This is a genomic window from Granulicella mallensis (assembly GCF_014203225.1).
GTDB classification, from domain to species: domain Bacteria; phylum Acidobacteriota; class Terriglobia; order Terriglobales; family Acidobacteriaceae; genus Granulicella; species Granulicella mallensis_A.
This window is the reverse complement of the sequence record NZ_JACHIO010000018.1, coordinates 48,676-71,645: the sequence shown is the minus strand read 5'-3', so window position 1 is coordinate 71,645 and position 22,970 is coordinate 48,676. Positions and strand designations below refer to the sequence as shown.

Genomic DNA, 22,970 nt, shown 5'->3' with positions numbered 1-22,970 from the left:
TACAGCCTTGGTGAGCCCTGCACAGTCTCGGTGGCATAGAGGAAAGCAATTCAGTTGCTCCGGCTACGCCTTCGCTCCGGCCTTCGGCAGAGAGGAAAGAGATAGTGCCGAGTTCTTACGGCCTGGCTGAAGCCAGGCCCTTCCGATCCGAGCCACAGCAAGCTATGTGCACGGCTCAATCTTCATCTTGAAATCGTAGTTGTATGACACATGCCCTGGATCGCTTTTGCGCGTGACCTCCACGGGGTTGGAGCACTCGATCGGAACTGAAATGACTGGAAGAGCAATCCTCTAAGTTTGATTCCGGCAAGGTTGTTGCTTTTCCCTGTGTACCAGTAAAAACACGCCCATTTATTTTGTTCATTTTTCTCTTGCGCAACATCGTGAGCCGAGAGTAGTGTGTTGCGAGCATTAGTCAAGCGCTTTTCTAATACGGTTGCGGCTGGATCCAGACGGTCAAGCGGCATTCTGTCGCACGGAATGGCAGGGCCGTTCCGTTGAGCGGCGTTGCGTGCCAATTTATTCGAGTGCGGTTTTCCGCATTCGTTACAGATAGATGTCTTGTGTGGAGACAAACGTTTGACTCGGGTGCTATGGAGCGATACCTCTTCGGCTTAGCGGTTGCGGCTGGGGCCCCATGCGGAACGGGATAACAAGCTTTGTCCCTATAAATTTTTCACTTGCGCATTGCACAAAATTCAGAGTAGTGTGTTTTTCGCTCCAGTCAACCGCTTTTGTAGAGAATTACGCGGTGTCGTTGTGCCTTGTTTCATGTTTCATTTTGAGGAGACCTGCCATGTCGAAGTTCGTTCGTGTTGTCGGCTGTATGTTCATGCTGTTTGCTCTTTCGCTGATGGCCTCAGCGCAGTTGTCTACATCTACTCTGTTTGGTACGGTTACGGACTCTACCGGTGCCGCTCTTCCTAAGGCAACGGTCACGATCACCCAGACGGACACCCAGTTTGTCCGCACGGTTGTGACCAACGATGCCGGAGAGTATCGCGCCGACTTCCTTCCGGTCGGACCTTACAAGGTGACCGTTTCGGCGAGCGGATTCAAGACCCTCGATCGCGAGGGATTGACGCTGACTGTTACTGAAGAGGCAAAGCTGGATCTTTCCATGCAGGCGGGAGGCACCTCGCAGACGGTAGAGGTCACAGCCGACATCCCGTTGCTGAACACGGGTAACTCCGTACTGGGCCGGACAGTCGACAACGTCGAAATCGACAACCTTCCCCTGGTCGATCGCAATGTCTATACGCTGTTGGATTTAACGCCGGGTGTTCAGAACAACAACGCCGCGGGCAGTGGTGGTAATGGCGGCGTGATCAACCCGCTTGGCTACCCTGAGCAGCACGTCAAGATCAACGGTTCAACAGACTCGGGCGTAGGCCAGGTTGCGTATTACCTGGATGGCGGCTCGAACATGACCGGTGTTCGCAATACGGGCAACCCGCTGCCGAACCCGGATGCGATCAGCCAGTTCCGCGTGGACACCAACAACTTCTCTGCGCAGTTTGGCCGCAACTCGGCCGGTGTGGTTTCGGTACTGACGAAGTCGGGCTCCAACGACTTCCATGGTTCGGTCTTCGAGTTCTACCGCGATCGCAACTTCAACGCTACAACGCACCTCCAGTCATCGAAGACACCCTACAATCAGCAGCGCTTCGGTTTCGTGCTGGGTGGTCCGGTGATTAAGAACAAGCTCTTTTTCTTCGGGTCTTACGCGGGGTTCCGCTACATCTCGGATAACATCCTGACGACCACTGTACCCAGTGCGGCGATGGATGCCGGCAACTTCTCAGAGAACATTCCCACGACCGCCGTCCCGGCAGGGCAGACGAACTGCACGGTCGCGGAGCAATCTTCGACGAAGTTCTGGGCCTGCAATCCCTATCGCTCCAAGACGGGTTCCGATCCTGCTTTTTACCCTGGCAATATCGTTCCTGTCTCAGATTTCGATCCTTCCATAGCCGCTATCCTCAAGGCTGGGCTTATTCCAACGCCTAACCCCTCACAGGCCTCTGACACCATCTATACCCGCCGCGACTTCAGCCCGTTCCGCGAGAAGACGGACGAAGAGCTCTACAAAGGCGACTATCAGATGACGCTGAGACAGCGCCTGACGATGAGCTACTTCCACGAGACTGGCGACTTTGTCGTGAACCCCTCCGGTAACAACATCCTGGGCTGGGTGGTCCATGACTACACGTTCGCGCAGCACGATGCCAACGTCGCCCATACCTGGACGATCAGCAACAACACGGTGAACCAGTTGATGTTGAATTACACCCGCCTCATCGGAGGCCGTGTACCGTCGCCGGCCGAAAGTCTTGCGAACTACGGATCGAATTTCGCGGAGCAAACCCCGTCCGGTACGATCTGCGGTATACCGGCGCAGGCTGGTTGCTCGCGGCCGCAACTCAATCCCAGCGCCTGGTTTACTGCAGGCAACGCCATCACCGGACCTGTGACGGGTAGCAATGTGTACGCTATTCGCGATGTCGTCAGCAGTACTCACGGCAAGCACACGCTTTATTACGGTGGTGAGGCCAACCGCGAAACGATGCCCAGCAGACCACTCTCAACAACTATGGTGTCTTCGGCTTCACGAACCATACCAACACGGCGAACCGTTCTTCGGCTGCCATCACCGACTTCTTCTTCGGATCCCCGAATACGATGGAGCAGGATGTTCCGGTGTATGCCAACGCGAACTACTTCAACTATGGCCTGTTCTTCCAGGACGACTGGCGCGCGCTGCCGAATCTGACGATCAACCTCGGCATCCGGTACGACATCCAGACGACGCCGACCGATACGCAGCGCATGACCATGCAATTCGTTCCGGGCAAGCAGTCCACTGTTGCGCCCTCTCTGCCTCTCGGCATTCTGCTTCCCGGTGATCCGGGAGTACCGGCGGGTGGCGTCGCAACACGATATGATCACGTCTCGCCGCGCGTTGGTCTGGCCTGGCAGCCCTATCCGAGCGGTCACACGGTGATTCATGCTGCAGCGGGCATCTTCTATGGCTCGGTGGGTGGGAATCTCTTCACCTATCCGTCCAACGGCGAGCCATTCTCTGGCCGTCCTACCTTCAACAATGTGATTCATATCAGTGATCCGTACGCTTCCGATCCCAAGGATTTCTGTGGCGGTGATGCGACCTGTATCGCTGGTGGAGTGGGACATTCGCCTTTTCCCTTTATCTATAACTCCAAGAATCCGCAATTTGTCGTAAAACCGGCGGCGCTGATCTCCATCGATCCGAACTTCCGCTGGCCGGAGATCTATCAGATCAACTTCGGCTTCCAGCAGCAGCTCACCAGCAGCTTTGCCTTCTCGGGCAGTTACGTGGCATCACTCTCGCGCAAGCTGCCGATTGAATGGGATATCAACTACCCCACCTTCAACCTGAATGGCGCTGGAGCGTCAGGGGCTTCGTGCACCGATGTGACCCTGAACTGCTCGTACGCGAACACCACCAGCACCGTGAACAACCGCCGTCCCTTCAACCAGAAGACGTACGCCGGCGGGTCTGCGGCTAATCCAATCCTTTCCAGCATCTCGCAGATCCAGTCTTCGGAAGGCGCCAACTATAACGGCCTTCAGATTACGGCTCAGCAGCGCGTCACGCATGGTTTCTCTATCCAGGGCTTCTATGTCTGGTCGAAGTCGTTGCAGAGTGAAGATCTGGACACCACGGGCAATACCGGCAACAGCTCGAACACTGAAACCGAGGACCCAAGAAACAAGCGCCTCGACCGTCAGCGGTCGGACTTCGATCAGCGTCATGTTGTGGCCATCTCGTTTGTGTACAAGCCACAGTACGGTGTCTCCAGCAAAGTGGTTCGCCAGATTGTCAATGGCTGGACGATCACATCGATCATCCAGCTGCAGAGTGGCAATCCTATCAACATCACCACCGGCTCGGACAATAACGCCGATGGCGTGACGAACGATCGTCCGAATCTGGCGCCCGGCGTCATGCGTGCGCATGTCAAAGATAACGGCCATTCGCGCACGGCGATGATGCAGCAGTGGGTTGATTATTCGCAGTTCTGCGTGGCAAACGCGGCGCTGAATGGGATTCCCGCCTGCCCACAGAACGGAGCCGGCCCAGCCAACTCCGATGGAACGGTTCGCCAGAACGCGTTGGATGGACCTGGACGCCGTGCTGTTGCCGCATCGCTCTTCCGTGACTTTTCGATCACGGATCGCGTGAAGTTCCAGCTACGCGGCGAGGCAGAGAACGTCTTCAACCTCACGAACCTGCCCAACCCAACCCTCACGCTAAGCTCGGGTATCCCTCCAGGCCCCGGCAATCCGACCGCTACGGGATCATTCGGCAGGATCAACGGTGCTGTCAGCGGCGGCACCTTCGGCAACCGCGTCCTTCAGGTAGGTGGCCGCATCTTGTTCTAACCCTTAACCCGCAACAAGCAGACAGGCGGCGAGATCTTCTCGCCGCCTGTTGTGTCTTGGAGAGTGCTTTCAGAGAGCCTCTTCCTTTTAGAAAATTTGCAAGACAGGCATGTAATCAAATGCTTATTCTCAGGACCTATGCGCAACTACTCTCATCGCACCGTTTTGATTCTCCCTCTGACATTTGTGCTGTCTGCTATGGCTCCGGCGATGCTGGGCCAGACTGAGCAAGCGGCTCCGACTCCGGAATCTACGCTGCACGTTACCTCGCGGCTGGTGGTGTTGGACGTGGTGGTGATCGATTCGGCCGGACACTTTGTTCCGAATCTCGACCGCTCGCAGTTCACGGTGACCGAGGATAAGGTGCCACAGACGATCCGCAACTTCGATCCGCCGTCGGGGCATGAGATGCCTCCGGGATCGGCGGCGAAGCTGGTCGTGAACAGCAGCGCCGACCTGCCGAAGATCGGCAATGCCCCGGTGAACATCCTGGTGTTCGACGAGGTGAACACACCCTTTCATCATCTCGCTTACGCACGCCAGATGATGGAGAAGTATCTCCAGGCGCAGCCGGAGGTTTTGCCCGTGCCGACGCTGTTTGTGGCCGCGGGTGCGACGAAGATCGCTGTGCTGCACGACTACACACAGAGCCGTGCCGACCTGCTCGAGAGCATCCGGAAACATACGAGCGACCTGGATTTTACGACCGTGATGAACAGCCTGAATGGTGGCAACGGTGGAGCGGACAACGGCATGGTAAAGACCCTTGGGGCGCTGACGCAGATTGCGGAGAGCGTGCGCGGGGTGCCAGGCCGAAAGAACATCATCTGGGTTGGCACCGGGTATGGCAAGGCCGGCGACCTGAACAATATGAGCCAGTCAGATTACGACAGGGTGCTGGCTGCGATTCAGCGTGTGACCGATCGTATGCTGGCGGCGCGCGTGACGCTGTACACGATCGATCCGGAGGGTACGGCGGCGGCCGATCCGGGGAATGCGCAACAGATCGATCCCACAGCGATGGGCGGGGCCACTGGATCGTATGGCGACAACATGGCCTTCGAGAGCTTTGCTACTGCAACAGGCGGTCGTGTGATCGGCGGCCGAAACGATCTGGAGTCGCAGATTGCGCAGGTCTCGATGGAAGGCACGGAGTACTACACGCTGGCCTATGCGCCGACGAGCACGAGCGGTGCGACCCGTCCCTATCGCAGGATTCGCGTGACGATGAAGGACCCTTCGCTGCGGGTGATTACGCGGGAGGGCTACTTCGGCGGCGATGCGCCGGTGGCAGCAGTTGCGCCGAACAAGGCGAAACAGTCCACCGATTTGAAGTTTGATCTGCTGAGTGCGGCAAAGACCACTCTGGTTTACAGCGGTCTGCACGTGGACGCTACGCCGGGCAAGAATGGCTACACGCTGCTGGTGAACGCCAACGATCTGCACTTTGCGGACCAGCCAGATGGCTCCCGGTTAGCCGAGGTAACAGTGATCGAGGTTTGCTATGCCGCCAAGGGCAAGGAACTGGGCCAGCATGCCGCGGAGTTGAAGGAGCGGTTGGAGGCCAGCGACCAGATCGGCCCCTCCTCCCGCGTGGGGTTCTCCTTCCCCTTCCTGACTCCGATGGGTACGGCAAGTATTCGATTTGTCATGCGCGATGCGGCGACAGGGACTCTGGGCTCAGCGAACGTGAAGCCGTAATTTGGGTCGCTGAGCGCGAGCTCCAGACAATAAACGCTGGATGCTGAATCGTAGTGTGTGTCATCAAATTTCGCTTGTAGCATGCAAATGCTCTGCTGTGGCAAGAAACGGAAGGGCATGGCTTCAGCCATGCCACAAACGCCAGGAGAAAAGCCTGTACCGCTCTGCCGAAGGCTAGGGCGTGTCATCTAATTGAGCCAGATGGTGGTAGCGGCGAGGTGTATGGCAGCGAGGAAGTTTTTAGCTGTTTTGTCGTAGCGAGTGGCGATGCAGCGGAAGAGCTTGAGTTTGGCGAAGAAGTTCTCGATCAGGTGTCTAGCTTTGTAGAGTTCCTTGTCATATTCTCGTTGTACTTTTCGATTGGCTCTAGGCGGTATGATGGCCTTTTTCCCAGCTTCTTTCAACGGTTCCAGCACCCTTTTGTCGGCATCGAAGCCCTTGTCGGCGATCACCGTCCTGGCTTCCAGCAGAGGCAGCAGCACATCGGCTCCATCCAGTTCGCAAGCCTGGCCTTCGGTGAGATGAAAGCCAATCGGGTTGCCGAGCGCATCAACGGTGGTATGAATCTTGGTGCTCAACCCGCCCTTGCTGGGGCCGATGGCTTGCGAACAGCCCCTTTTTTGCGCGCCCCTGCGCTATGCTGGTGGGCGCGCACAATGGTCGAATCAATCATCGCGTATTCGTTGTCGGCATCTTTGGCCAGATGCTCGAAGATCTCTTTCAAGACCCCGCGAGCCGCCCAGCGGCTGAACCGCGTATGTACCGCCCGGAAATCACCGAATCGCTCCGGAAGATCCCGCCACGGAATCCCCGCGCGATAGCGGTACAGCACCGCCTCCACAAATAAACGGTTGTTCATCGCAGGACGACCCACCACTCCGTCTCGCCCAGGCAAAACATCCTTCATCCGTGCCCACTGATCATCACGCAATCCGTAACGCCTTACACTCATCCCTTCAATCTAAAATCTGCAAACAAATCAGGCATATAACCAATTAGATGACACGCCCTAGAGTGAAGGCGCAGCCGGAACGACCTGAATTGCTTTTTACATCCCCAAAGACGCATGGGGGTGACCCCATGTGTTTCCTTCGTGGTGCAGCTATCTCCACGAAGGTCCGGCTGCTAAGAGACATTCCGCCTCAACTGCGCTGCGGAGATTCGTGCCGATGGCCAAACTCGTTCGCCTCTATCAAGGAAAGCAATTCAGGTCGTTCCGGCTGCGCCTCCGCTCCCGCCTTCGGCAGAGCGGTATGAGCCTTCAGCTCGATCCTTACGGCACGGTTGAAACCGTGCCCTTCCGATTCTTGCCACAGCAGAACGTTTGCACGCTACGAGAGAGTTTGGATGACTCACCCTATGCCGAGGCCTACTCTTTCGCTATGCAATCGATCTCTACGAGCGCATCTTTGGGGAGCGCGGCTACCTGCACGGTCGAACGTGCAGGGGCTACAACACCTTCGGGAGCAAAGTAGCGCGCGTAGATGGCGTTCATTGCGGCGAAGTCTTTCATGTCCTTGAGAAAGACCGTGGTCTTGATGACGTGAGTGAGGTCGATACCGGCTTCGCCGAGTACGGCCTTCAGGTTTTCGAGCACGCGGGTCGTCTGCTCGGTAATGCCGCCGGAGACCAGGTCGCCCGTGGCGGGGTCGATGGGAATCTGGCCGGAGGTATAGATCGTGTCGCCCACGCGTACTGCCTGGGAGTATGGGCCGATGGCGGCGGGAGCGTCTTTCGTCGAGATGGCGGTCTTGTTCTGTGACATGGTTGGATTGTGCCCTTTGGCGCGGTGTGCATGCAAGCCGATGATTTTCTCGAATTGTGACACTGGGAAGGCTATGAAATCGAATAGTATTCCTGTGGGAGAAAAACCACATGGGATTGCTCGATTCATTAGAAGGTATGGCGGCGTCCGCAATGACCAATAGCGGTAGCGATCAGGCGAAGGTAGCGGGTGGATTGATGCAGGCCCTTCAGGAGCATCCCGAAGGCGTGCAGGCGATTCTCAACGGCTTTCAAAACAATGGCATGGCTGGGCACGTTGAGCAGTGGGCCAGCGGAGCCCTGCAGACGGCGACGCCGGAGCAGGTGCAGACCGGGCTTGGCGGTACAGGTTTGATCGAAGCGACTGCAGAGAAGGCAGGCGTTTCACCGCAGGTGGCGCAGACCATCCTGGCTTCGGTGATGCCGATGGTGATCTCGCACTTCGCTCCGAACGGCCAGGCTCCGGAGCAGAGCCAGTTCAGCGGGCTGGCAGGGCAGTTGTTGCAGAAGTTTCTGTAAGAGTTTTATGGAACGAGAAGGGCGGGGATCAGTCCCTGCCCTTTTTCTGTCTACCAGCGCAGGTCAGGAATTTGAATCGGGTTCGGGGTTCGAGTTCGGCTGCTGTGCGGGCGACGGCGGAGCTTCGGAGGGTTGAGCGGGTGGGTAATGCCCTGGATCATATCCGGGATAATATCCAGGTGGAACGCCGGGATACGCATACATCGGCGGTGGCAACAGTGGTTCGAGGTATTGCCCGACCAGCGGATAGCGGCCCCCAAGGAAGTACAGCGCGTACGCTTCAAGGAAGGTATGGAGATAGCCGAACGTTACAACGACGGCCATAATCAGCAAGACAAAAAGGATGATGCCCAGGACTACCCAGCCCGCGATCATCAGGACGTGGCCTCCGGTCCCTGCATGATGCAACACAGCCCACAGAACAACCCCGAGACCACCCAGTGGGATGAGCGCGATCAGCAATCCGAAGAACAGGGCGACTTCAAAGATTAAGGCTCCTGCAAACGTCAATAAGACGCGCATGACAAGGTAGAGAAGCATCTGGCCGGGTTCGGCGCGGACGAGGCTGAAGACGCGGCGTACGGTCTCGGTAAGGGGCGTACCCTCCAACGCCATGAAGGGTAATCCGAAGTCATGCAGCAGTGTGTAGCCTGCGCCTATAACAATCAGGATCGCAAAGATTGCGAGGCCGAATCCTAAAATCGCGAGAAAGAAGCCGGCGAAGGCCTGCTGCTCCACGTTGGTTCCAGCTCCAAAGCTATGGATGAGGTGGAGGACGATGGGGATGAGGAGCGGCGCGATACACAGCAGTGCGATGCCGAAGAAGGCCAGCTTCAATCCCATCCAGTACCAGGTGGCACGGCCATAGCGCCGCCAGATCGGTGCGACTGTGGTGTCGCGTCGCAGCACGATCTCAAAGAGTACAAACTGCAGTCGAGAGCCCAGATAGAAAAGGGCAAGCGCAATCAAGAGCCCGATGCTGCCAATGACCAGAGCGAGGGCGAAGATTGAGGCGGCGATCGCTGGTGATAGGCCGGGTAGGTGGTCTCGTCCGGGGTAAGGACTCGAAAAACTGCCGCCTCCCGTATTGGCGAAGAAGGCGACCGCACCGATCTTGAGCAGCAAACGCCAACTGCGCGGCGCGATCAGCAGGCGGCGTGTGTGGTTCCAGGCAGGAGCGATAGCGTCGACGGCGGAGAGTGGCCGCATGCTGCACCTCGGTGGAAAGTCTTGTAAGGAAGGCTACCGCACCGGACGGGATTTGAGCGTTATTATTTCGCCAGCCACGTATCCCAGGCTTCCAGCGCGCGTTCGCACTGAATCCGGTGGCGCTCTTTCTTGTCGCGAATCTTCTTGCGCAGCTCTTCTTCGAGCGGCGGCAGCAGGTCGAAGGTGATGTTCGCAGGCTGGAACTTTTTGTGCTCGGCGTGGGTGATGTAGTAACTCAGAGAGCCATTCGCTGTGAGTCGTGGCGCGGGCTCGGGTTGTTCTCCGCGGGCCAGTGCGGCGGCATAGCGCCCCGCGAGCAGGCCCGAGGCGATGGACTCGGTGTAGCCCTCGATGCCGGAGAGTTGGCCCGCGATCAGGATGCCGGGGTGGGCCTTGAGCTGAAGGGTCTCCGTAAGCAGTGACGGCGCGTGGAGATAGGTGTTGCGGTGGATCTGGCCGTAGCGCAGGAAGGTCGCGTGTTCGAGGCCGGGGATCATGCGCAGGACTCGTGCCTGCTCGCCGTACTTCAGTGAATTTTGAAAGCCGACGAGATTGTAGCTGTCGGCGCGGAGGTTCTCCTGCCGCAGTTGCACCGCGGCGTAGGGCCAGCGGCCCGTCTTGGGATTGGTAAGTCCTGCAGGCTTCATCGGGCCGAAGCGAAGCGTATCGCGGCCACGGCGGGCGGTCTCTTCGATGGGGAGGCAGCCTTCGAAGTATTGCAACTTCTCTGGCGCTGCCGTGACGCTGCCGTCCGTGGGAAGCTGCTCCCAGGCCTTCTGCTCGATCTTTTCGGCGGTGGCGAGGGCGTCCATGAAGGCTTCGTACTCTTCCTTGGTGAAGGGGCAGTTGATGTAGTCGGCGGTGCCCTTGTCCCAGCGCGCGGCGAAATAAACCTTGTCCATGTCGATGGTGCTGGCATCGACGATGGGCGAGATGCTGTCGTAGAAGGCGAGATGCTCGGCGCCGGTGAGGCGCTGGAGTTCTGCGGCAAGCGGTGAGCTGGTGAGGGGGCCGCTGGCGAGGATCGTGATCGTGTCGGCATTGTTTTCGTCGAGGTGAGTAATCTCTTCGCGACGGACGGTGATGCGTGGGTGTTGTTCGATCAACTCGGCTACGCGGCGCGAGAACTCGGTGCGATCGACGGCGAGCGCGTGGCCTGCGGGCACGGCGCTGGCATCGGCGGCCTGCAGCAGGAATGAGCCTGCGCGGCGCATCTCCTGTTTGAGCAGCCAGGGCGCGGTGTTTTCGCTCTCGGACTTGAGGGAGTTGGAGCAGACGAGTTCCGCGAAATCGGAGGTCTGATGGGCTTCGGTGGAGCGCACGGGGCGCATCTCGGAGAGGGTGACGTCGCAGCCCGCGTTGGCTGCCTGGAGTGCGGCTTCGGGGCCGGCAAGGCCGCCGCCGATGATGTGGATCTTCTTCATGTCTCTTTAGGTTACTGCCAATACGTGCAGCGGCTCGCCTGCCAGCCGCATGATGCGCCACTCGGTCTGGAGGGTTGCGCCAATGCTGCGGTAGACGGCAATCGCCGATTCGTTCCAGTCGAGCACGTCCCACTCCAAGCGCGGGCAGCCCTCGTCGATCGCGATCCGTGCGAGCTTCGCCAGCAGAGCCTTGCCGATACCGCGTCCGCGCAGGGCAGGCGTCACGTAGAGGTCTTCGAGCCGGATGCCGTGATGTCCGAGCCACGTGGAGTAGCTGGTGAAGTACAGCGCAAAGCCTGCGGGCGCGTTGTTGTAGTCGGCGATGAGCGCCGTGAAGCGTGGCGTTGGTCCCCAGCCGTCGCGCAGCAGGTCGGCTTCGGTGGCGATCACAGCGTCTGGCTCGCGCTCATAGAGGGCGAGTTCGCGGATGAAGCCGAGGATGGTGGAGACATCAGCAGGAGTGGTGGGGCGGATATTCAGCATAAGAAAAATGAGAGCTTCGAGATGCGAGAGACGAGATGCGAGTGGTTATTTCGACGGTTTGGGTTCTGTAGAGGGTTTCAGAGGGATCTCGAAGGTGTCGAGAGGATTGTTGGTTGCGGCGTAGCGGACCTTGCGCAGTTCGAGGTGGGCGTGTTCGAGAACGGGGTCGTCGATCTCGCGCACGTCGTAGAAGAGGTAGCCGGAGACGGTGGTGTGCGGCGCAACGGTTGTGGTCTGGAAGCCGAAGTCTTCGTCATCGGCGAGGATCTGTTTGTTGATCGGCTTGTGGTGGATCGTGATCGATGGGATCGGCGCGGGCATGGGGATCTTCGTGCCGGTGACGGACTTCATCGAAAAGAGGCGGCGCTGCAGGTCGTCGTTGGTGGCCGCGGGGATGAGGGTGTTATCGGCCGCGATGAAGTGGATGCGCGCGTCGTCGAGCGTGAGCGCCTGGTCGGAGTCGTTGGTGACGATGACGCGCAGGGGCATGAAGCCGTGGTGGTAGTAGTCGAGGCGGGTGTTGGGTGCAGTCTCTTTGCTGTCACCGGGTTCTGCGGAGATCGTAACGTGCTCGCCGGGGTGTGTGTCGTGCATGGGATATTGCTGTGCGGGCAGCGCGGGTTTGGGCTTGCGGGGCTTTTCGGCGTGGGCTGATGCCGTCGTCAAAGAGACGAGGATTGCGGCGAAAACAAGCGATATCCAGTGGCGGGGCATACGATTCGATTATCCTCTTCGCTATGTGTGACGAGCAAAAGAGGGCGGGTCGAAGAGCGTGGTGATGCTGGCCTATAGCCTGTTACTGACGCTGGGACTCCTGCTCAGTTCGCCGTGGTGGCTGCTGCGGATGGCAACGACCGAGCGCTATCGCGAGGGCCTGCGCGAGCGGCTGGGCGACGTGCCCGCGCGTTTGTGCGAGGCGGTGCGTGGCAAGCGTGTGATCTGGGTTCACGCCGTGAGTGTGGGAGAAGTGCTTGCGGCATCGCGGCTGGTGGGGGAGCTGGAAGCAGCGCTGGGTGAGGGGTTTCGCGTGGTGGTCTCGACGACGACGCGTACCGGACAGGCGCTGGCGCGGGAGAGGTTCGGAGCGGAGCGGGTGTTCTATATGCCGCTCGACTTTGCGTGGATGGTGCGGCGATATCTGCGAGCGTTGAAGCCGGAAGCTCTCGTGCTGATGGAGAGCGAGTTGTGGCCTCGGATGCTGCATGAGTGCGCACGCGCGAGCGTCCCCGTAGCTGTGGTGAATGCGCGAGTGAGCGATCGCTCGTTTGCGCGCACGATGACGGTACGCGACATCTGGCAATACGTGCTGCGGAAGCCTTCGTTATGGCTCGCGCAGAGTGAAGAGGATGCGCGTCGCCTGATCGCGCTGGGTGCCTGGGGAGAGACCGTAAAGGTTAGCGGCAACCTTAAGTACGACGTTCGCGCGCCGCGGCAGAGCCGTATTGCGGAGCTCATTCGTGAAGCAGTGGCAGGCAGGCCGGTGGTAGTGGCTGGAAGCACTGTGGGTGGCGGAACGAACAACGAGCTGAATGAAGAGGAGATGGTAATTCAGGCCTGGGAAGGTAGAGCGCGTAGCGAGTTCAATGCGTTGCTTGTTCTCGCACCTAGACATCCCGAAAGGTTTGGTCTTGTCGAATCGGTTGTCAGGAAATTCAGATTTGTCCGCGCGAGCGATGGGGTTCCAACACAGGAAGGCTCATTGGAAGTGGTGCTGCTGGATACCATTGGCGACCTGGCTTCCGTGTATGGCCTCGCCGATATCGCGTTCGTCGGAGGCAGTTTGATCAAGTCTGGCGGACACAATCCCCTGGAGCCGGCACAGTTCGGCGTGCCGGTCGTGATGGGGCCTTCGTTTGAAAACTTTCGCGATGTGGTCGGAAAGATGCGTTCCTCGGATGGCATCTGCATTGTGCAGGATGCGGAGGAGCTGAAGCTGGTTCTGGTGGGGATGCTGAAAGACCGCGAGGCGGCACGGGCGGTAGGCGAGCGTGGACGGCAGGTGTTTGAAGCGCAGCAGGGTGCGACAGCGCGGACGGTTGAGGCGATCGTTGCGATGGTGAAGCCATGAGCACGCGCAGGCCATGGGCAAAGCCGTTGGTGCCGGTGTATGCGGCTGTGCTTGCGGCGAAGGAGGCTTTGCGTCGCATGGGGGGGCTGCCGACGCGCAAGCTGGCATGGCCGGTGGTGAGTGTGGGGAGCCTGTCGGCGGGCGGTGCGGGCAAGACGCCGGTGGTGATTGCGCTTGCGACGATACTGCGTGATGCCGGGTGGAGTGTGGATGTGCTGTCGCGGGGGTATGGGCGCGAGGGACGTGGTGTGGAGAGGGTGGTCGCCGGTCCTGGAAAGCAGGTTCCTCGCGTTGCTCGGAATGACAACCAGAACAGCAAAAGCAACGACAGCAGCAACGGCACAAGCAAAGGTGAGAGGACAGGCGATGGCGGTGGCAAAGACTTCTCTGCTGCCAGGTTTGGAGATGAGCCCGTGCTGATCGCGCGGCGTACGGACGTGCCGGTTTGGGTCGGCGCAGATCGCTTTATCGCAGGCGAACTGGCAGAGAAAGAGGCTGCGAAAGACGCGCGAGGTTTGCATCTGCTGGACGATGGGTTTCAGCATCGCCAGTTGGCGCGAGCCTTCGACGTCGTGCTGGTGACAGCGGAAGATCTAAACGACAGGTTGCTGCCCGAAGGAAACCTGCGCGAGCGTTTTATTGCCTTGCAGCGTGCGGATGCGGTTGTGGTGCGTGCGGAAGAGGTGGAGGGGGTCTCCAAGCAGGTTTGGCCGCTGGTCCGCGAAGGCGCGCAGATCTGGACGGTGCAAAGGAAGCTGCGCTTTCCCGCGCCGCTCTTTGTGTTTGGCGCCGGTCTGCGGCCCGTGGCTTTCTGCGCGATTGCGCGGCCGGAGGGATTCGCCTCCATGCTCACTGAAGCCGGCTGCGGGATTGTGGAGACAGTTGCCTTTCGTGACCATCATGCGTATACGATGGCGGATATCGACCGTGTCATCGAAGTTGCGAAGGGGATGAAGGCGACTGGATTTGTGTCGACAGAGAAGGACGCCGTAAAACTGACTGCGGCGATGCGCGAACGGTTGGAGGCCTTTGGATTGCTGATGATCGTTGCCCTCGAAGCGGAGTTCGTCGATGGACAGGCGGTTCTGCGCGCGATCGAGGCGCGTCTCTGATGAGAGTGCTGATCGTGCGCGTCGGCGCGCTGGGCGATGTGCTCCATGCGTTGCCTGCTGTGGCAGCGCTGCGGCAACAGCAGCCGGAGTGGCTCGAGTGGACGATCGACTGGGTCGTCGATCCGCGCTGGGCCTCCTTGCTGGTGGGGGACGATATCAGAGGCCCGGTGGTCGATCGCATCCATGCGGCGGAGACGAAGCTCTGGTCGAGCGCGCCGATGTCTCTTGCGACGTTGCGCTCGGTTCTCGATCTGCGCTCCGTGTTGCGCGCGGAGCGGTATGACCTGGTCATCGACATGCAGGGCACGGTGCGTTCGGCGGTCATCGGCCGCATGGCAGGCGCGCGCAAGTTTGCCGGCTATAGCGATCCGCGCGAGGCCGTGGCTGTGAACCTCTACACGGAAAGACTCGCACGGCGCGGAGCGCATGTGGTGGAGCAGGGCGCAGCGTTGCTGGGAGCAGCCTGTGGCCTGAAGATTGCTCCGGTTGAGATCTCGCTGCCGCGCGTGGCGTGGGCCGAGCACTGGGCGGAGGAGGAGGCCGTGCTGTCTCGTCCGCTGTGCGTGCTGGGAGCCGGCGGCGGCTGGGGGGCCAAGCATTGGCCTACCGCCAGATTCGGTGCTCTGGCGTTGGAGCTGCGGGCGATGGGGTTCGATGTCGTCGTGAACGCGCCGCACAAGAATGACGTTGTGGCCAACGAGGTTGTGGCCGCGAGCAAGGGAACCGCGAGGATGGTGGTCTGCAACGTTACGGGGCTGGTGGCCCTGATGCGGCGGACAGATTTATTTATTGGCGGAGATTCCGGGCCGACGCATCTTGCCGCAGCCCTTGGCGTTCCTCTGGTAGCGCTCTTCGGCCCGACCGACCCGGCGCGTAACGGACCATGGGGTCCGGGAGCCAAGCGCGTGTTGCGCGATGCGTCGTCGGTCACGAGCTACAAGCATGTTGCGGAGGGTGATCCGGGGCTGGCGAGGATCACGGTGGAGAGCGTGCTCGAAGCCGTGCGGCAGGTGCGTGGGACGTAGGCCAGATCATTTGAGAGAATAGCCGGATGGGTTCAGCAACACAGGGCAAGACACGATGGCAGAAGTTCGCACGGCGCGCGCGCGTGCCGCTGGGGTTTGTCGTGGCTGCGATCTTTCTGGTATTCGCACATTCAACCTGGCAGACACTGGCGTGGAGCCTCGCGCTGGTGCTGCCGGGCCTCTGGCTACGCGGCTATGCCGCAGGCTATGTCAAGAAAAACGCGGAACTTACGCACACCGGTCCCTACGCGTACACGCGCAATCCTCTGTATCTGGGATCGATGGGAATTGCGTTCGGCTTTGCTGTTGCCGTGGACCCCGTGTCCCGCTGGTGGCTTGGTTTGTTGCTGGCGGTGATGTTTCTCGCGATCTATGTGCCGACGATCCTCTCTGAGGAAGTCTTTCTCCGTGCAACGTTTGCGGGTTTTGACGAGTATGCGCGGCGCGTTCCTCGGCTGCTGCCGAGGCTAACGCCTGCGCGTTTTGGTGAGTCTAATGCGGCGGGGAGCGGAAGGTTCTCTGCGGAGCGCTATCAGCATCACCGCGAGTACAATGCTCTTATGGGCGCTGCCGCCATCTATGCGGCCCTGATTTTGCGAATGGTACTGTTTCACGGGCGCTCATAAAAACCCACAGGAGATGAATGATTTGAAGGCTCGGATGTTTTCGGTCGCGTTGGCCTTCTGCACGATGGCTTGTGGACTCACCAGTTCCGTCCTGGCCCATGCGCAGCTTTTCTCCCCGCCCAAGCCTGTGGCGCAGAAGCCAATCCCTGTGTTGCAACCCCCGCAACCGGGCTTTATGTATCCGCAGCATGAGACCCTGACCTTTACCGTGGACTGGCGTGTGTTTACCGCAGGCACGGCGGTGTTTCATCTCGACCAGGTGGGCGATGTGCAGAAGCTCTCGGCCACGGCGGATTCTATCGGAGCCGTGAACCTGCTGTTCCCCGTAGTCGATCGTTTTCAATCCGGCTTCGACCTGAAGACCGGCTGCTCGACCGGCTTCAATAAGCAGATCCAGGAAGGCCGCCGCAAGATCGCGAGCGAGCTGATCTTCGACAACGCTCGCGGCAAGCAGATACAGAATGAGCGCAACCTGGTGAAGGGCACGGCGACGCACCAGGAGGCGAATGTTCCCGCCTGCGTGACCGATTCGCTGGCGGCGATCTTCTATACGCAGTCTCAGCCGTTGAACGTCGGGCAGATCGTCTCGTTTCCGCTGGCCGATTCCATGCGGACAGTAACCGTCGGGATGAAGGTCGAGAGCCGCGAAGAGATCAAAACGCCCGCAGGCACGTTCCAGACCGTCAAGGTGCAGGCGACAGCCGAAGAAGGTGTCGTGAAGAACCGCGGGCACATCTGGATCTGGTACACCGACGATCCACGGCATATTCCGGTGCAGATGCAGGCGAAGCTGTTCTGGGGTACGATCACCTTTCATCTGCAGTCGATTGATCTGAAGTAAGCAGGATTCGATGGGCTTTAAGCGAGCCGCCAGACGTTGAGAGATGCGGTCGCCTCGAAACGCATCCTAGTTGAGAGACACACGATTTAGAAATCCGCACGATTTAGAAATTCAGAGACGAGCCCCTTAATGAGCGAAGACACGAAATTTGTAACCATCGCAACCTTTCAAGACCCCGTCGATGCCAACCTGGCGCAGACTGCGCTGGAGTCGGCCGGCGTTGAATCGTTCCTGCAGGGTGGAAATGCGAACAGCATGATTCCCTCGGCGTTTACCGCACGGTTGCTGGTACGGTCCGAGGATGAAGCGGCTGCTCGTTCGGTCGTCGATGGGGCGGTGGACACCCCGGAGTCGATGGAGACGGTGACGGCTGCCGAAATCGCAGATGAAGGTGAAGTAAGGTGAGCCGGCCGAAGGCTGTCGTCTGTCTTTCGGGCGGCATGGATTCGACCGTATGTGCGGCGCTCGCGGCTCGTGATTACGAGAGCTACGGGCTGCACTTCAGCTATGGCCAGCGAACCGAGGCGCGCGAGTTGACCTCCGCTCGCGCCGTGGCGGCGGCTGTAGGTCTGCACGATCTGCTGGAGCTGAAGACCGACCTGTTTCGGCGCATCGGCGGCTCGGCCCTGACCGACAGCTCGATTGCCGTGCCGGAAGCGGGGGATGAGAATGCGGACGAGACCTCCCACCGCACCGGCAGCGAAGTTCCGGTGACGTACGTTCCCTTTCGCAATGCGCATTTTCTGAGCGCGGCGGTGAGCTGGGCGGAGGTGCTGGGCGCCACGACGGTATTCATCGGGGCGGTGGAGCAGGACAGTTCCGGGTATCCGGACTGTCGGCCAGCCTACTATGAGGCATTCAACCAGTTGATCAGAACAGGCACGAAAGAAGGCGAAATTGCAGTGGTAACGCCGCTGATTCGCCTGCGCAAGAGCGAGATCGTACGGTTGGGAGTTGAATTGGGCGCACCGTTACATGTAAGTTGGTCGTGCTACTCGGGTGAAACCGAGGCCTGCGGCGTATGCGAGAGCTGCGTGTTGCGGTTGCGAGCGTTTGCCGAGGCTGGGGCGGTCGATCCGATTCCGTACGCAGAACCAAAACGTTCGAACTGACGAAACCCAGGCTGGCAAGACAGAGACTGGCAAAACAAGATCTGCACGAGCGAATGGCGGGCAGTAATCGGCTGCAAGGCCTCGCACAAGGAAAGAAGGATGCAAATGGCGAAGAGCAGAATGATGGTATTTCAGGCGGCAGTGCTCGCATCGGCGACGCTGTTTGGTACAGGCGTGGGGATCGCGCAACAGGCAGCGGCTCCGGCCAGCGTTCACGGTCATTTGAATGACCCGGCAGGTATGCCGCTTAAGAACGTGACCGTGCAGTTTACGAAGGACCACAGCGGCGATCTGAAGAACCGCAAGTGGGTCTACAAGTTCACGGGAGACGACAACGGCGACTACAAGGGTACGGGCATCGAGCCCGGTGACTACTTTGTCGATATTATTCAGGCGGACAAGAACCTTGACTTCGTTGAGAGCTCGAAGTTTGTTGCCGGCGAAGATAAGACCCTGAACTTCGACCTCAGCCGCAAAGAGTACATCGACAAGATGAGTGACGCGGACAAGGCAGCGCTGGCGGAGTACAAGAAGCATGCTGGCGAGGCGATGGAAGCGAACAAGGTCATCGGCAACCTGAATGCGACCCTGAAGACCGTGCGTGCCGATCTGGCTGCGGCGGCTGGCCCGAAGTATGACGATGTGAGCAAGGACGTCACCAGCATGAAGCAGGCCGTCGACTCCAAGCCCGATGAAGGTCTGCTCTGGATCACCTACGGCGACACATTGGTCGCACAGGGCGATCATCTCGCGAAGGACGACCGGGCTGCCGGTAAGCCGCCTACATCCGACGACGATGTCGTGAAGAACTACACCATGGCTGCGGACTCGTTCAAGAAGGGCGCAGACCTGATGGCGGCATCGAAGAAGCCGAGTCCGACGGACCAGGCTATCGCCTACAACTCGATGGGCAACAGCCTGGCCAAGGCAGGCAAGATCCCGGAGGCCCAGGCAGCCTACGAAAACGCCGTCAAGCTGGACCCAGCCAAGGGGGGCATGTACTACGGCAATGAAGCCGCTGTGTTGTTCAATACCAACCAGATGGAGGCTGCTCTGGCTGCTGCCAACAAGGCTATCGCTGCCGACCCAACCCGTCCCGATCCCTACTTCATCAAGGGCCAGGCACTCATCGGAAATGCAACGGTCGATCCCAAGACGCAGAAGCCTGTAGCGCCTCCGGGATGCATCGAGGCCTATCAGAAGTATCTTGAACTGGCTCCGGATGGCAGAAGCGCTCCAACCGTCAAGGAGATTCTGGCTGGCTTCGATGTGAAGATCGACACGAAGTACAAGGCTGGCAAGAAGTAAGTTCCAGTTGAGAGATGTCGTGAGGCCCTGGCCCTTTGTATAGGCCAGGGCCTTTTCGTCTCCGGAGGGTCCAGTGACTGAAAAGATGCGCGAAAGAGTGCTGCCGTTCGACGAGGCGCTATCTGCCGTACTGGCGCAGGCACGCAGTTTCGGACTGCCGGGCAAGAGCGAATCGCTGCCCTTGCTCGAGGCTGCCGGACGAGTGCTGGCGCAGGCGATCGCCGCCGAGCGCGATCAGCCTCCGTTCGACCGCTCCACGCGGGATGGCTATGCTGTCCATGCGGCCGATATCGCCTCCGGGCGAGCGCTGCAGGTGGCAGGTTCTATTCGCGCGGGGGAGCGTTGGCAGGGCCAGCCGCTCGCTGCAGGCGAGGCCATCGAGATCATGACGGGCGCTCCGCTGCCGGCAGGGGCAGAGGCTGTGCTGATGGTGGAGCACACGGCCCTTGAGGGAGCCGCGCTTCGTGTCGCCGAGGGGCGTACGGTGCGCGTGGGCGAGAACGTCGTTCCACAGGGCTCTGAGGCCCGTGAAGGGGACTCTCTGCTGCCTGTGGGACGCGTATTAGGCGCCGCTGAACTGGCCGTTGCCGCAAGCTGCGGGTGCGCCAGTCTGGAGGTGTTTACCCAGCCGGTGGTCGCGGCTATCGCCACCGGAGATGAGTTGGTGGAACTCAACACCGTGCCCGAGCCGTGGCAGATTCGCAACTCGAACAGCTACGCTCTTGCTTCGCTGGTTCAGGCCGAAGGAGGCTTGGCCCATCAGCTCCCGATTGCACGGGATACGCTGGAGGACCTCAGGGAGCGCATTGCGCAGGGGCGGTCGGCAGACCTGCTGCTGCTCTCGGGTGGGGTCTCGATGGGCAAGTATGACCTCGTGGAGCAGGTACTCACAGAGAGTGGCGCGGAGTTCTTCTTTACCGGCGCTCTGATCCAGCCGGGGAAACCGGTGGTCTTCGGCAGGTTGCCAAAAGGGTCAGCGAGCCAGCGAGTCAGCGAGTCAGCGAGTCAGTGGACCTATTTTCTGGGGCTCCCGGGGAATCCAGTGTCGACGCAGGTGTGTTTTCATCTGTTTGCTGCACCGCTACTGAAGGCGCTGGCAGGGCGGTCGGACCTTGTGCCGCGCTTCGTCGAAGCTCGATTGGCCGAGGACGTGAAGGGCGGCTCTCGTGTGACGCGGTTCCTGCCTGCTGAGCTGGTGAGCGCCTGGGATGCGGTGACGGTGCGTGTCGTCGGCTGGCAGGGTTCGGGCGATGTAGCGGCGAACGCTCGTGGAAATTGCTATGCAGTGTTGCCTGTGGGGATTGAGGTGTTTCGGGCGGGCGAGACGGTGCGTGTATTGCTGCGGTAGCATTGCGGTTATGCAGTCATTGCGGCGAATTAATCTGATGCGTGCCGTCACATGTGCGGCAATCATTACCAGTGCAGCGTTCCTGCTTGTAGACTCCGTGCTCAGTGTCTACTTAGGAAGCCTCGGTATGGATATTTATCCAGCATGGCTGTTTCATGTGGCAATACTGCTGGGTACGTCATTCATTGTGGCTGCTTGCAATCTGATATGGCTCGGGCGGAGCAGAAGATGATCGACAAACTCTCCCACTTCGATGAAGCTGGCCAGGCTCACATGGTCGACGTGAGCGCGAAGGCCGCAACTCGCCGTGAGGCCGTCGCAGCCGCATTCGTCGAACTGAACGAGGCTGTACTCGCGGCGTTGCCGCAGAATCCCAAGGGCAATCCACTGGAGGTGGCGCGCTTTGCGGGGATTCAGGCGGCCAAGCGTACCAGTGAGTTGATTCCGATGTGCCATCCGCTGGCTTTGAGCTTTGTCGATGTGCAGGCGACGGTGGTTGCGGGTGGGGTAGAGATTCGTGCAACGGCTGCGACGATTGCGGGCACGGGTGTCGAGATGGAAGCGATGACAGCGGCCTCGGTGGCTGCGCTGACCGTGTACGACATGACCAAGGCGCTCGATAAGGGCATCAGGATTCGTGAGATCGTGCTGCTGTCGAAGACGGGCGGCAAGAGTGGCGAGTATCGGCGCGGTAATTCCTAGAAAAATCACTTCAAAATTGCCACCTCAACCGGGTGCCCCATCCTCGACGCGCGTTTTTTGCGCGGCAGGGTGGGGTATCGTGCGAAGCACGACCGCCTTTGATTTGTAGCAGCGACCACGCCCGAATTGAGGAGAGCGATCGTTTGCTACCGCAAACGATACCCCCGACGCAGAGCGCGCTTCGAAGATCTGTGGGATTCGCTTAGCGTCTATACCCCACCCTGCCGCGCATAAAGCCGCGCGTCGAGGATGGGGCACCCGGTTGAGGTATGACAACTCTGACATGTGTCTGCTTCGACTATCTTTCGGGCGTTCCCCAAAGACCTGTCGCTAAACAGCCCGTGCGAGCGTAACCGCAAAATACCGGTTGTCGTCATGCCAGATATGTACGGGTTCAAAGCCCACGCTGGCTAAGAGGTCCGTCACTGCGGCATCGGTGAACTTGTAGCTGTTCTCCGTATGGATCGTTTCGCCCTGCGCGAAGCGAATGCGCTTGCCCGCAAGGGAGACCGTCTGCGCTGCGAGGCTCTCGAGGTGCATCTCGATACGGCTGGCTTCTGCATTCCACCGCGCCCGATGCGCGAAGGCATCGAGATCGAAGTTGGCATCGAGCTCGCGGTTCAGGCGCGTGAGGATGTTCTTGTTGAAGGCAGCCGTGACACCGGCAGCGTCGTCGTAGGCGGCGAGCAACTTGGCGACTGACTTGTGCGCTCCCGGGGCCATGTCCGTTCCAAGCAGCAGGGAGTCGCCGGGTTGCAGATGTTCCCGCAGGTTATGCAGAATTGCGGTCGCTTCCTTCGGCGTAAAGTTGCCGATGCTGGAGCCGATGTACAGCGAGAGGATGCGGGAGCCATCGGGCCGTTCCAGTTCGAAGGGTTCGGTGATGTAGTTCGCCACACGCGGTTGCACTGCGACACCGGGAATATTCGCGGCGATGGCCGTTGCAGCTTCTTCGAGAGCCGTGGGGCTTACATCGATCGGTTGATAGAGAACTTCACTTTGAAAACGCGTTGCCGCCTCAAGCAGCAGGCCGGTTTTAGCCGCGGTTCCCGCACCAAGCTCCGCAATAGTTACGGCCGAGGTGCCGTCGCGGAAGATCTCGTCCGCGTGCGCGGCAAGGATCGAGCGTTCGACGCGCGTGAGGTAATACTCCGGCAAGGCCGTGATCTGTTCGAAGAGTCGCGACCCCAGCTCGTCATAGAAGAGCCAGGGCGAGAGCGTCTTGGGGTTGCTGGCAAGGCCGCTGAGGGCTTCGTGGAGTACGGCTTCGAGCAGGGCTTCGGGGGCTTCGGTCATCAAGAGT

Annotated in this window: 19 protein-coding genes and 2 pseudogenes; 14 read left to right on the top strand and 7 right to left on the bottom strand. The window is 59.7% G+C overall.

Annotation, left to right across the window (positions count from 1 at the left end; translation table 11 throughout):
- Positions 1-637 precede the first annotated feature (637 nt).
- The 3 genes and pseudogenes from HDF15_RS26285 to HDF15_RS19210 all read left to right on the top strand — a co-directional run.
- A pseudogene (locus HDF15_RS26285) lies at positions 638-1,066 on the top strand (carboxypeptidase-like regulatory domain-containing protein); the annotation flags it as partial.
- A 1,574-nt stretch (positions 1,067-2,640) separates the two neighbouring features.
- Positions 2,641-4,425: pseudogene (locus HDF15_RS25995) on the top strand (TonB-dependent receptor domain-containing protein); the annotation flags it as partial.
- 138 nt (positions 4,426-4,563) lie between these two features.
- Positions 4,564-6,126: a VWA domain-containing protein gene (locus HDF15_RS19210; RefSeq protein ID WP_184258475.1), complete on the top strand. Its 1,563-nt coding sequence runs from the start codon at positions 4,564-4,566 to the stop codon at positions 6,124-6,126.
- A gap of 188 nt (positions 6,127-6,314) precedes the next feature.
- Here the strand turns inward: HDF15_RS19210 and HDF15_RS19205 are convergent.
- Positions 6,315-7,078 (bottom strand): IS5 family transposase gene (locus HDF15_RS19205; RefSeq protein WP_260331186.1). Its coding sequence is split into 2 segments (ribosomal slippage): positions 6,315-6,733 and positions 6,733-7,078, totalling 765 coding nucleotides; the frame shifts between segments, so codons are not numbered across the junction.
- 417 nt (positions 7,079-7,495) lie between these two features.
- Positions 7,496-7,891, bottom strand: coding sequence for a RidA family protein (locus tag HDF15_RS19200; protein ID WP_014263743.1), 396 nt, complete (start codon positions 7,889-7,891; stop codon positions 7,496-7,498).
- A gap of 110 nt (positions 7,892-8,001) precedes the next feature.
- Here HDF15_RS19200 and HDF15_RS19195 point away from each other — a divergent pair, with 110 nt between their 5' ends.
- Positions 8,002-8,409: a YidB family protein gene (locus HDF15_RS19195; protein WP_184258473.1), complete on the top strand. Its 408-nt coding sequence runs from the start codon at positions 8,002-8,004 to the stop codon at positions 8,407-8,409.
- 63 nt (positions 8,410-8,472) lie between these two features.
- On the opposite strand, the gene HDF15_RS19190 is transcribed toward HDF15_RS19195, so the two are convergent.
- From HDF15_RS19190 to HDF15_RS19175, 4 genes are all read right to left on the bottom strand, one after another.
- Positions 8,473-9,618, bottom strand: coding sequence for a DUF3824 domain-containing protein (locus tag HDF15_RS19190; RefSeq protein WP_184258471.1), 1,146 nt, complete (start codon positions 9,616-9,618; stop codon positions 8,473-8,475).
- 62 nt (positions 9,619-9,680) lie between these two features.
- On the bottom strand, positions 9,681-11,042 hold the full coding sequence (gene trmFO / locus HDF15_RS19185) for a methylenetetrahydrofolate--tRNA-(uracil(54)-C(5))-methyltransferase (FADH(2)-oxidizing) TrmFO (protein WP_014263746.1): 1,362 nt from the start codon (positions 11,040-11,042) through the stop codon (positions 9,681-9,683).
- A 6-nt stretch (positions 11,043-11,048) separates the two neighbouring features.
- Positions 11,049-11,525, bottom strand: a complete 477-nt coding sequence (locus HDF15_RS19180; protein WP_184258469.1) for a GNAT family N-acetyltransferase — start codon at positions 11,523-11,525, stop codon at positions 11,049-11,051.
- A gap of 45 nt (positions 11,526-11,570) precedes the next feature.
- Positions 11,571-12,239, bottom strand: coding sequence for a hypothetical protein (locus HDF15_RS19175; protein ID WP_184258467.1), 669 nt, complete (start codon positions 12,237-12,239; stop codon positions 11,571-11,573).
- Between the two features lie 64 nt (positions 12,240-12,303).
- On the opposite strand from HDF15_RS19175, the gene HDF15_RS19170 reads away from it, so the two are divergent.
- The 10 genes from HDF15_RS19170 to moaC all read left to right on the top strand — a co-directional run bounded on the left by HDF15_RS19170 (position 12,304) and on the right by moaC (position 21,667).
- Positions 12,304-13,593 carry a 3-deoxy-D-manno-octulosonic acid transferase gene (locus tag HDF15_RS19170; protein WP_184258465.1) on the top strand — a complete coding sequence of 430 codons (1,290 nt, stop codon included), beginning with the start codon at positions 12,304-12,306 and terminating at the stop codon, positions 13,591-13,593.
- Complete coding sequence (lpxK, locus tag HDF15_RS19165; RefSeq protein ID WP_184258463.1) at positions 13,590-14,705, top strand: tetraacyldisaccharide 4'-kinase; 1,116 nt, start codon at positions 13,590-13,592, stop codon at positions 14,703-14,705. The genes HDF15_RS19170 and lpxK overlap by 4 nt, the downstream gene beginning before the upstream one ends.
- Positions 14,705-15,730 carry a glycosyltransferase family 9 protein gene (locus tag HDF15_RS19160; RefSeq protein WP_184258461.1) on the top strand — a complete coding sequence of 342 codons (1,026 nt, stop codon included), beginning with the start codon at positions 14,705-14,707 and terminating at the stop codon, positions 15,728-15,730. The genes lpxK and HDF15_RS19160 overlap by 1 nt, the downstream gene beginning before the upstream one ends.
- Before the next feature lie 26 nt (positions 15,731-15,756).
- A complete protein-coding gene (locus HDF15_RS19155; protein ID WP_184258459.1) occupies positions 15,757-16,356 on the top strand; it encodes an isoprenylcysteine carboxylmethyltransferase family protein in 600 nt (199 codons plus the stop codon).
- A 22-nt stretch (positions 16,357-16,378) separates the two neighbouring features.
- On the top strand, positions 16,379-17,197 hold the full coding sequence (locus HDF15_RS19150; RefSeq protein ID WP_184258456.1) for a DUF3108 domain-containing protein: 819 nt from the start codon (positions 16,379-16,381) through the stop codon (positions 17,195-17,197).
- 129 nt (positions 17,198-17,326) lie between these two features.
- A complete protein-coding gene (locus tag HDF15_RS19145) occupies positions 17,327-17,602 on the top strand; it encodes a putative signal transducing protein (RefSeq protein WP_184258454.1) in 276 nt (91 codons plus the stop codon).
- Positions 17,599-18,309, top strand: a complete 711-nt coding sequence (queC, locus tag HDF15_RS19140; protein WP_184258452.1) for a 7-cyano-7-deazaguanine synthase QueC — start codon at positions 17,599-17,601, stop codon at positions 18,307-18,309. The genes HDF15_RS19145 and queC overlap by 4 nt, the downstream gene beginning before the upstream one ends.
- A gap of 105 nt (positions 18,310-18,414) precedes the next feature.
- The gene (locus HDF15_RS19135) at positions 18,415-19,617 is read left to right on the top strand and encodes a tetratricopeptide repeat protein (RefSeq protein WP_184258450.1); all 1,203 of its coding nucleotides are present in this window, start codon (positions 18,415-18,417) and stop codon (positions 19,615-19,617) included.
- Positions 19,618-19,690: 73 nt separating this feature from the next.
- Positions 19,691-20,965 carry a gephyrin-like molybdotransferase Glp gene (gene glp / locus HDF15_RS19130; RefSeq protein WP_184258448.1) on the top strand — a complete coding sequence of 425 codons (1,275 nt, stop codon included), beginning with the start codon at positions 19,691-19,693 and terminating at the stop codon, positions 20,963-20,965.
- 228 nt (positions 20,966-21,193) lie between these two features.
- Positions 21,194-21,667, top strand: coding sequence for a cyclic pyranopterin monophosphate synthase MoaC (gene moaC, locus HDF15_RS19125; RefSeq protein ID WP_221314517.1), 474 nt, complete (start codon positions 21,194-21,196; stop codon positions 21,665-21,667).
- A gap of 330 nt (positions 21,668-21,997) precedes the next feature.
- Here the strand turns inward: moaC and egtD are convergent, their stop codons facing one another.
- Positions 21,998-22,963 (bottom strand): L-histidine N(alpha)-methyltransferase, encoded by a 966-nt coding sequence (gene egtD, locus HDF15_RS19120; protein ID WP_184258446.1) that lies wholly within the window; start codon positions 22,961-22,963, stop codon positions 21,998-22,000.
- Positions 22,964-22,970: the final 7 nt, after the last annotated feature.

What these genes read in the sequence shown, in the direction of transcription:
- HDF15_RS19210 (WP_184258475.1), top strand. Translation starts at nt 4,564, where the DNA reads ATGCGCAACTACTCTCATCGCACCGTTTTGATTCTCCCTCTGACATTT.
- HDF15_RS19200 (WP_014263743.1), bottom strand. Translation starts at nt 7,891, where the DNA reads ATGTCACAGAACAAGACCGCCATCTCGACGAAAGACGCTCCCGCCGCC.
- HDF15_RS19195 (WP_184258473.1), top strand. Translation starts at nt 8,002, where the DNA reads ATGGGATTGCTCGATTCATTAGAAGGTATGGCGGCGTCCGCAATGACC.
- HDF15_RS19190 (WP_184258471.1), bottom strand. Translation starts at nt 9,618, where the DNA reads ATGCGGCCACTCTCCGCCGTCGACGCTATCGCTCCTGCCTGGAACCAC.
- trmFO (WP_014263746.1), bottom strand. Translation starts at nt 11,042, where the DNA reads ATGAAGAAGATCCACATCATCGGCGGCGGCCTTGCCGGCCCCGAAGCC.
- HDF15_RS19180 (WP_184258469.1), bottom strand. Translation starts at nt 11,525, where the DNA reads ATGCTGAATATCCGCCCCACCACTCCTGCTGATGTCTCCACCATCCTC.
- HDF15_RS19175 (WP_184258467.1), bottom strand. Translation starts at nt 12,239, where the DNA reads ATGCCCCGCCACTGGATATCGCTTGTTTTCGCCGCAATCCTCGTCTCT.
- HDF15_RS19170 (WP_184258465.1), top strand. Translation starts at nt 12,304, where the DNA reads ATGCTGGCCTATAGCCTGTTACTGACGCTGGGACTCCTGCTCAGTTCG.
- lpxK (WP_184258463.1), top strand. Translation starts at nt 13,590, where the DNA reads ATGAGCACGCGCAGGCCATGGGCAAAGCCGTTGGTGCCGGTGTATGCG.
- HDF15_RS19160 (WP_184258461.1), top strand. Translation starts at nt 14,705, where the DNA reads ATGAGAGTGCTGATCGTGCGCGTCGGCGCGCTGGGCGATGTGCTCCAT.
- HDF15_RS19155 (WP_184258459.1), top strand. Translation starts at nt 15,757, where the DNA reads ATGGGTTCAGCAACACAGGGCAAGACACGATGGCAGAAGTTCGCACGG.
- HDF15_RS19145 (WP_184258454.1), top strand. Translation starts at nt 17,327, where the DNA reads ATGAGCGAAGACACGAAATTTGTAACCATCGCAACCTTTCAAGACCCC.
- HDF15_RS19135 (WP_184258450.1), top strand. Translation starts at nt 18,415, where the DNA reads ATGGCGAAGAGCAGAATGATGGTATTTCAGGCGGCAGTGCTCGCATCG.
- moaC (WP_221314517.1), top strand. Translation starts at nt 21,194, where the DNA reads ATGATCGACAAACTCTCCCACTTCGATGAAGCTGGCCAGGCTCACATG.
- egtD (WP_184258446.1), bottom strand. Translation starts at nt 22,963, where the DNA reads ATGACCGAAGCCCCCGAAGCCCTGCTCGAAGCCGTACTCCACGAAGCC.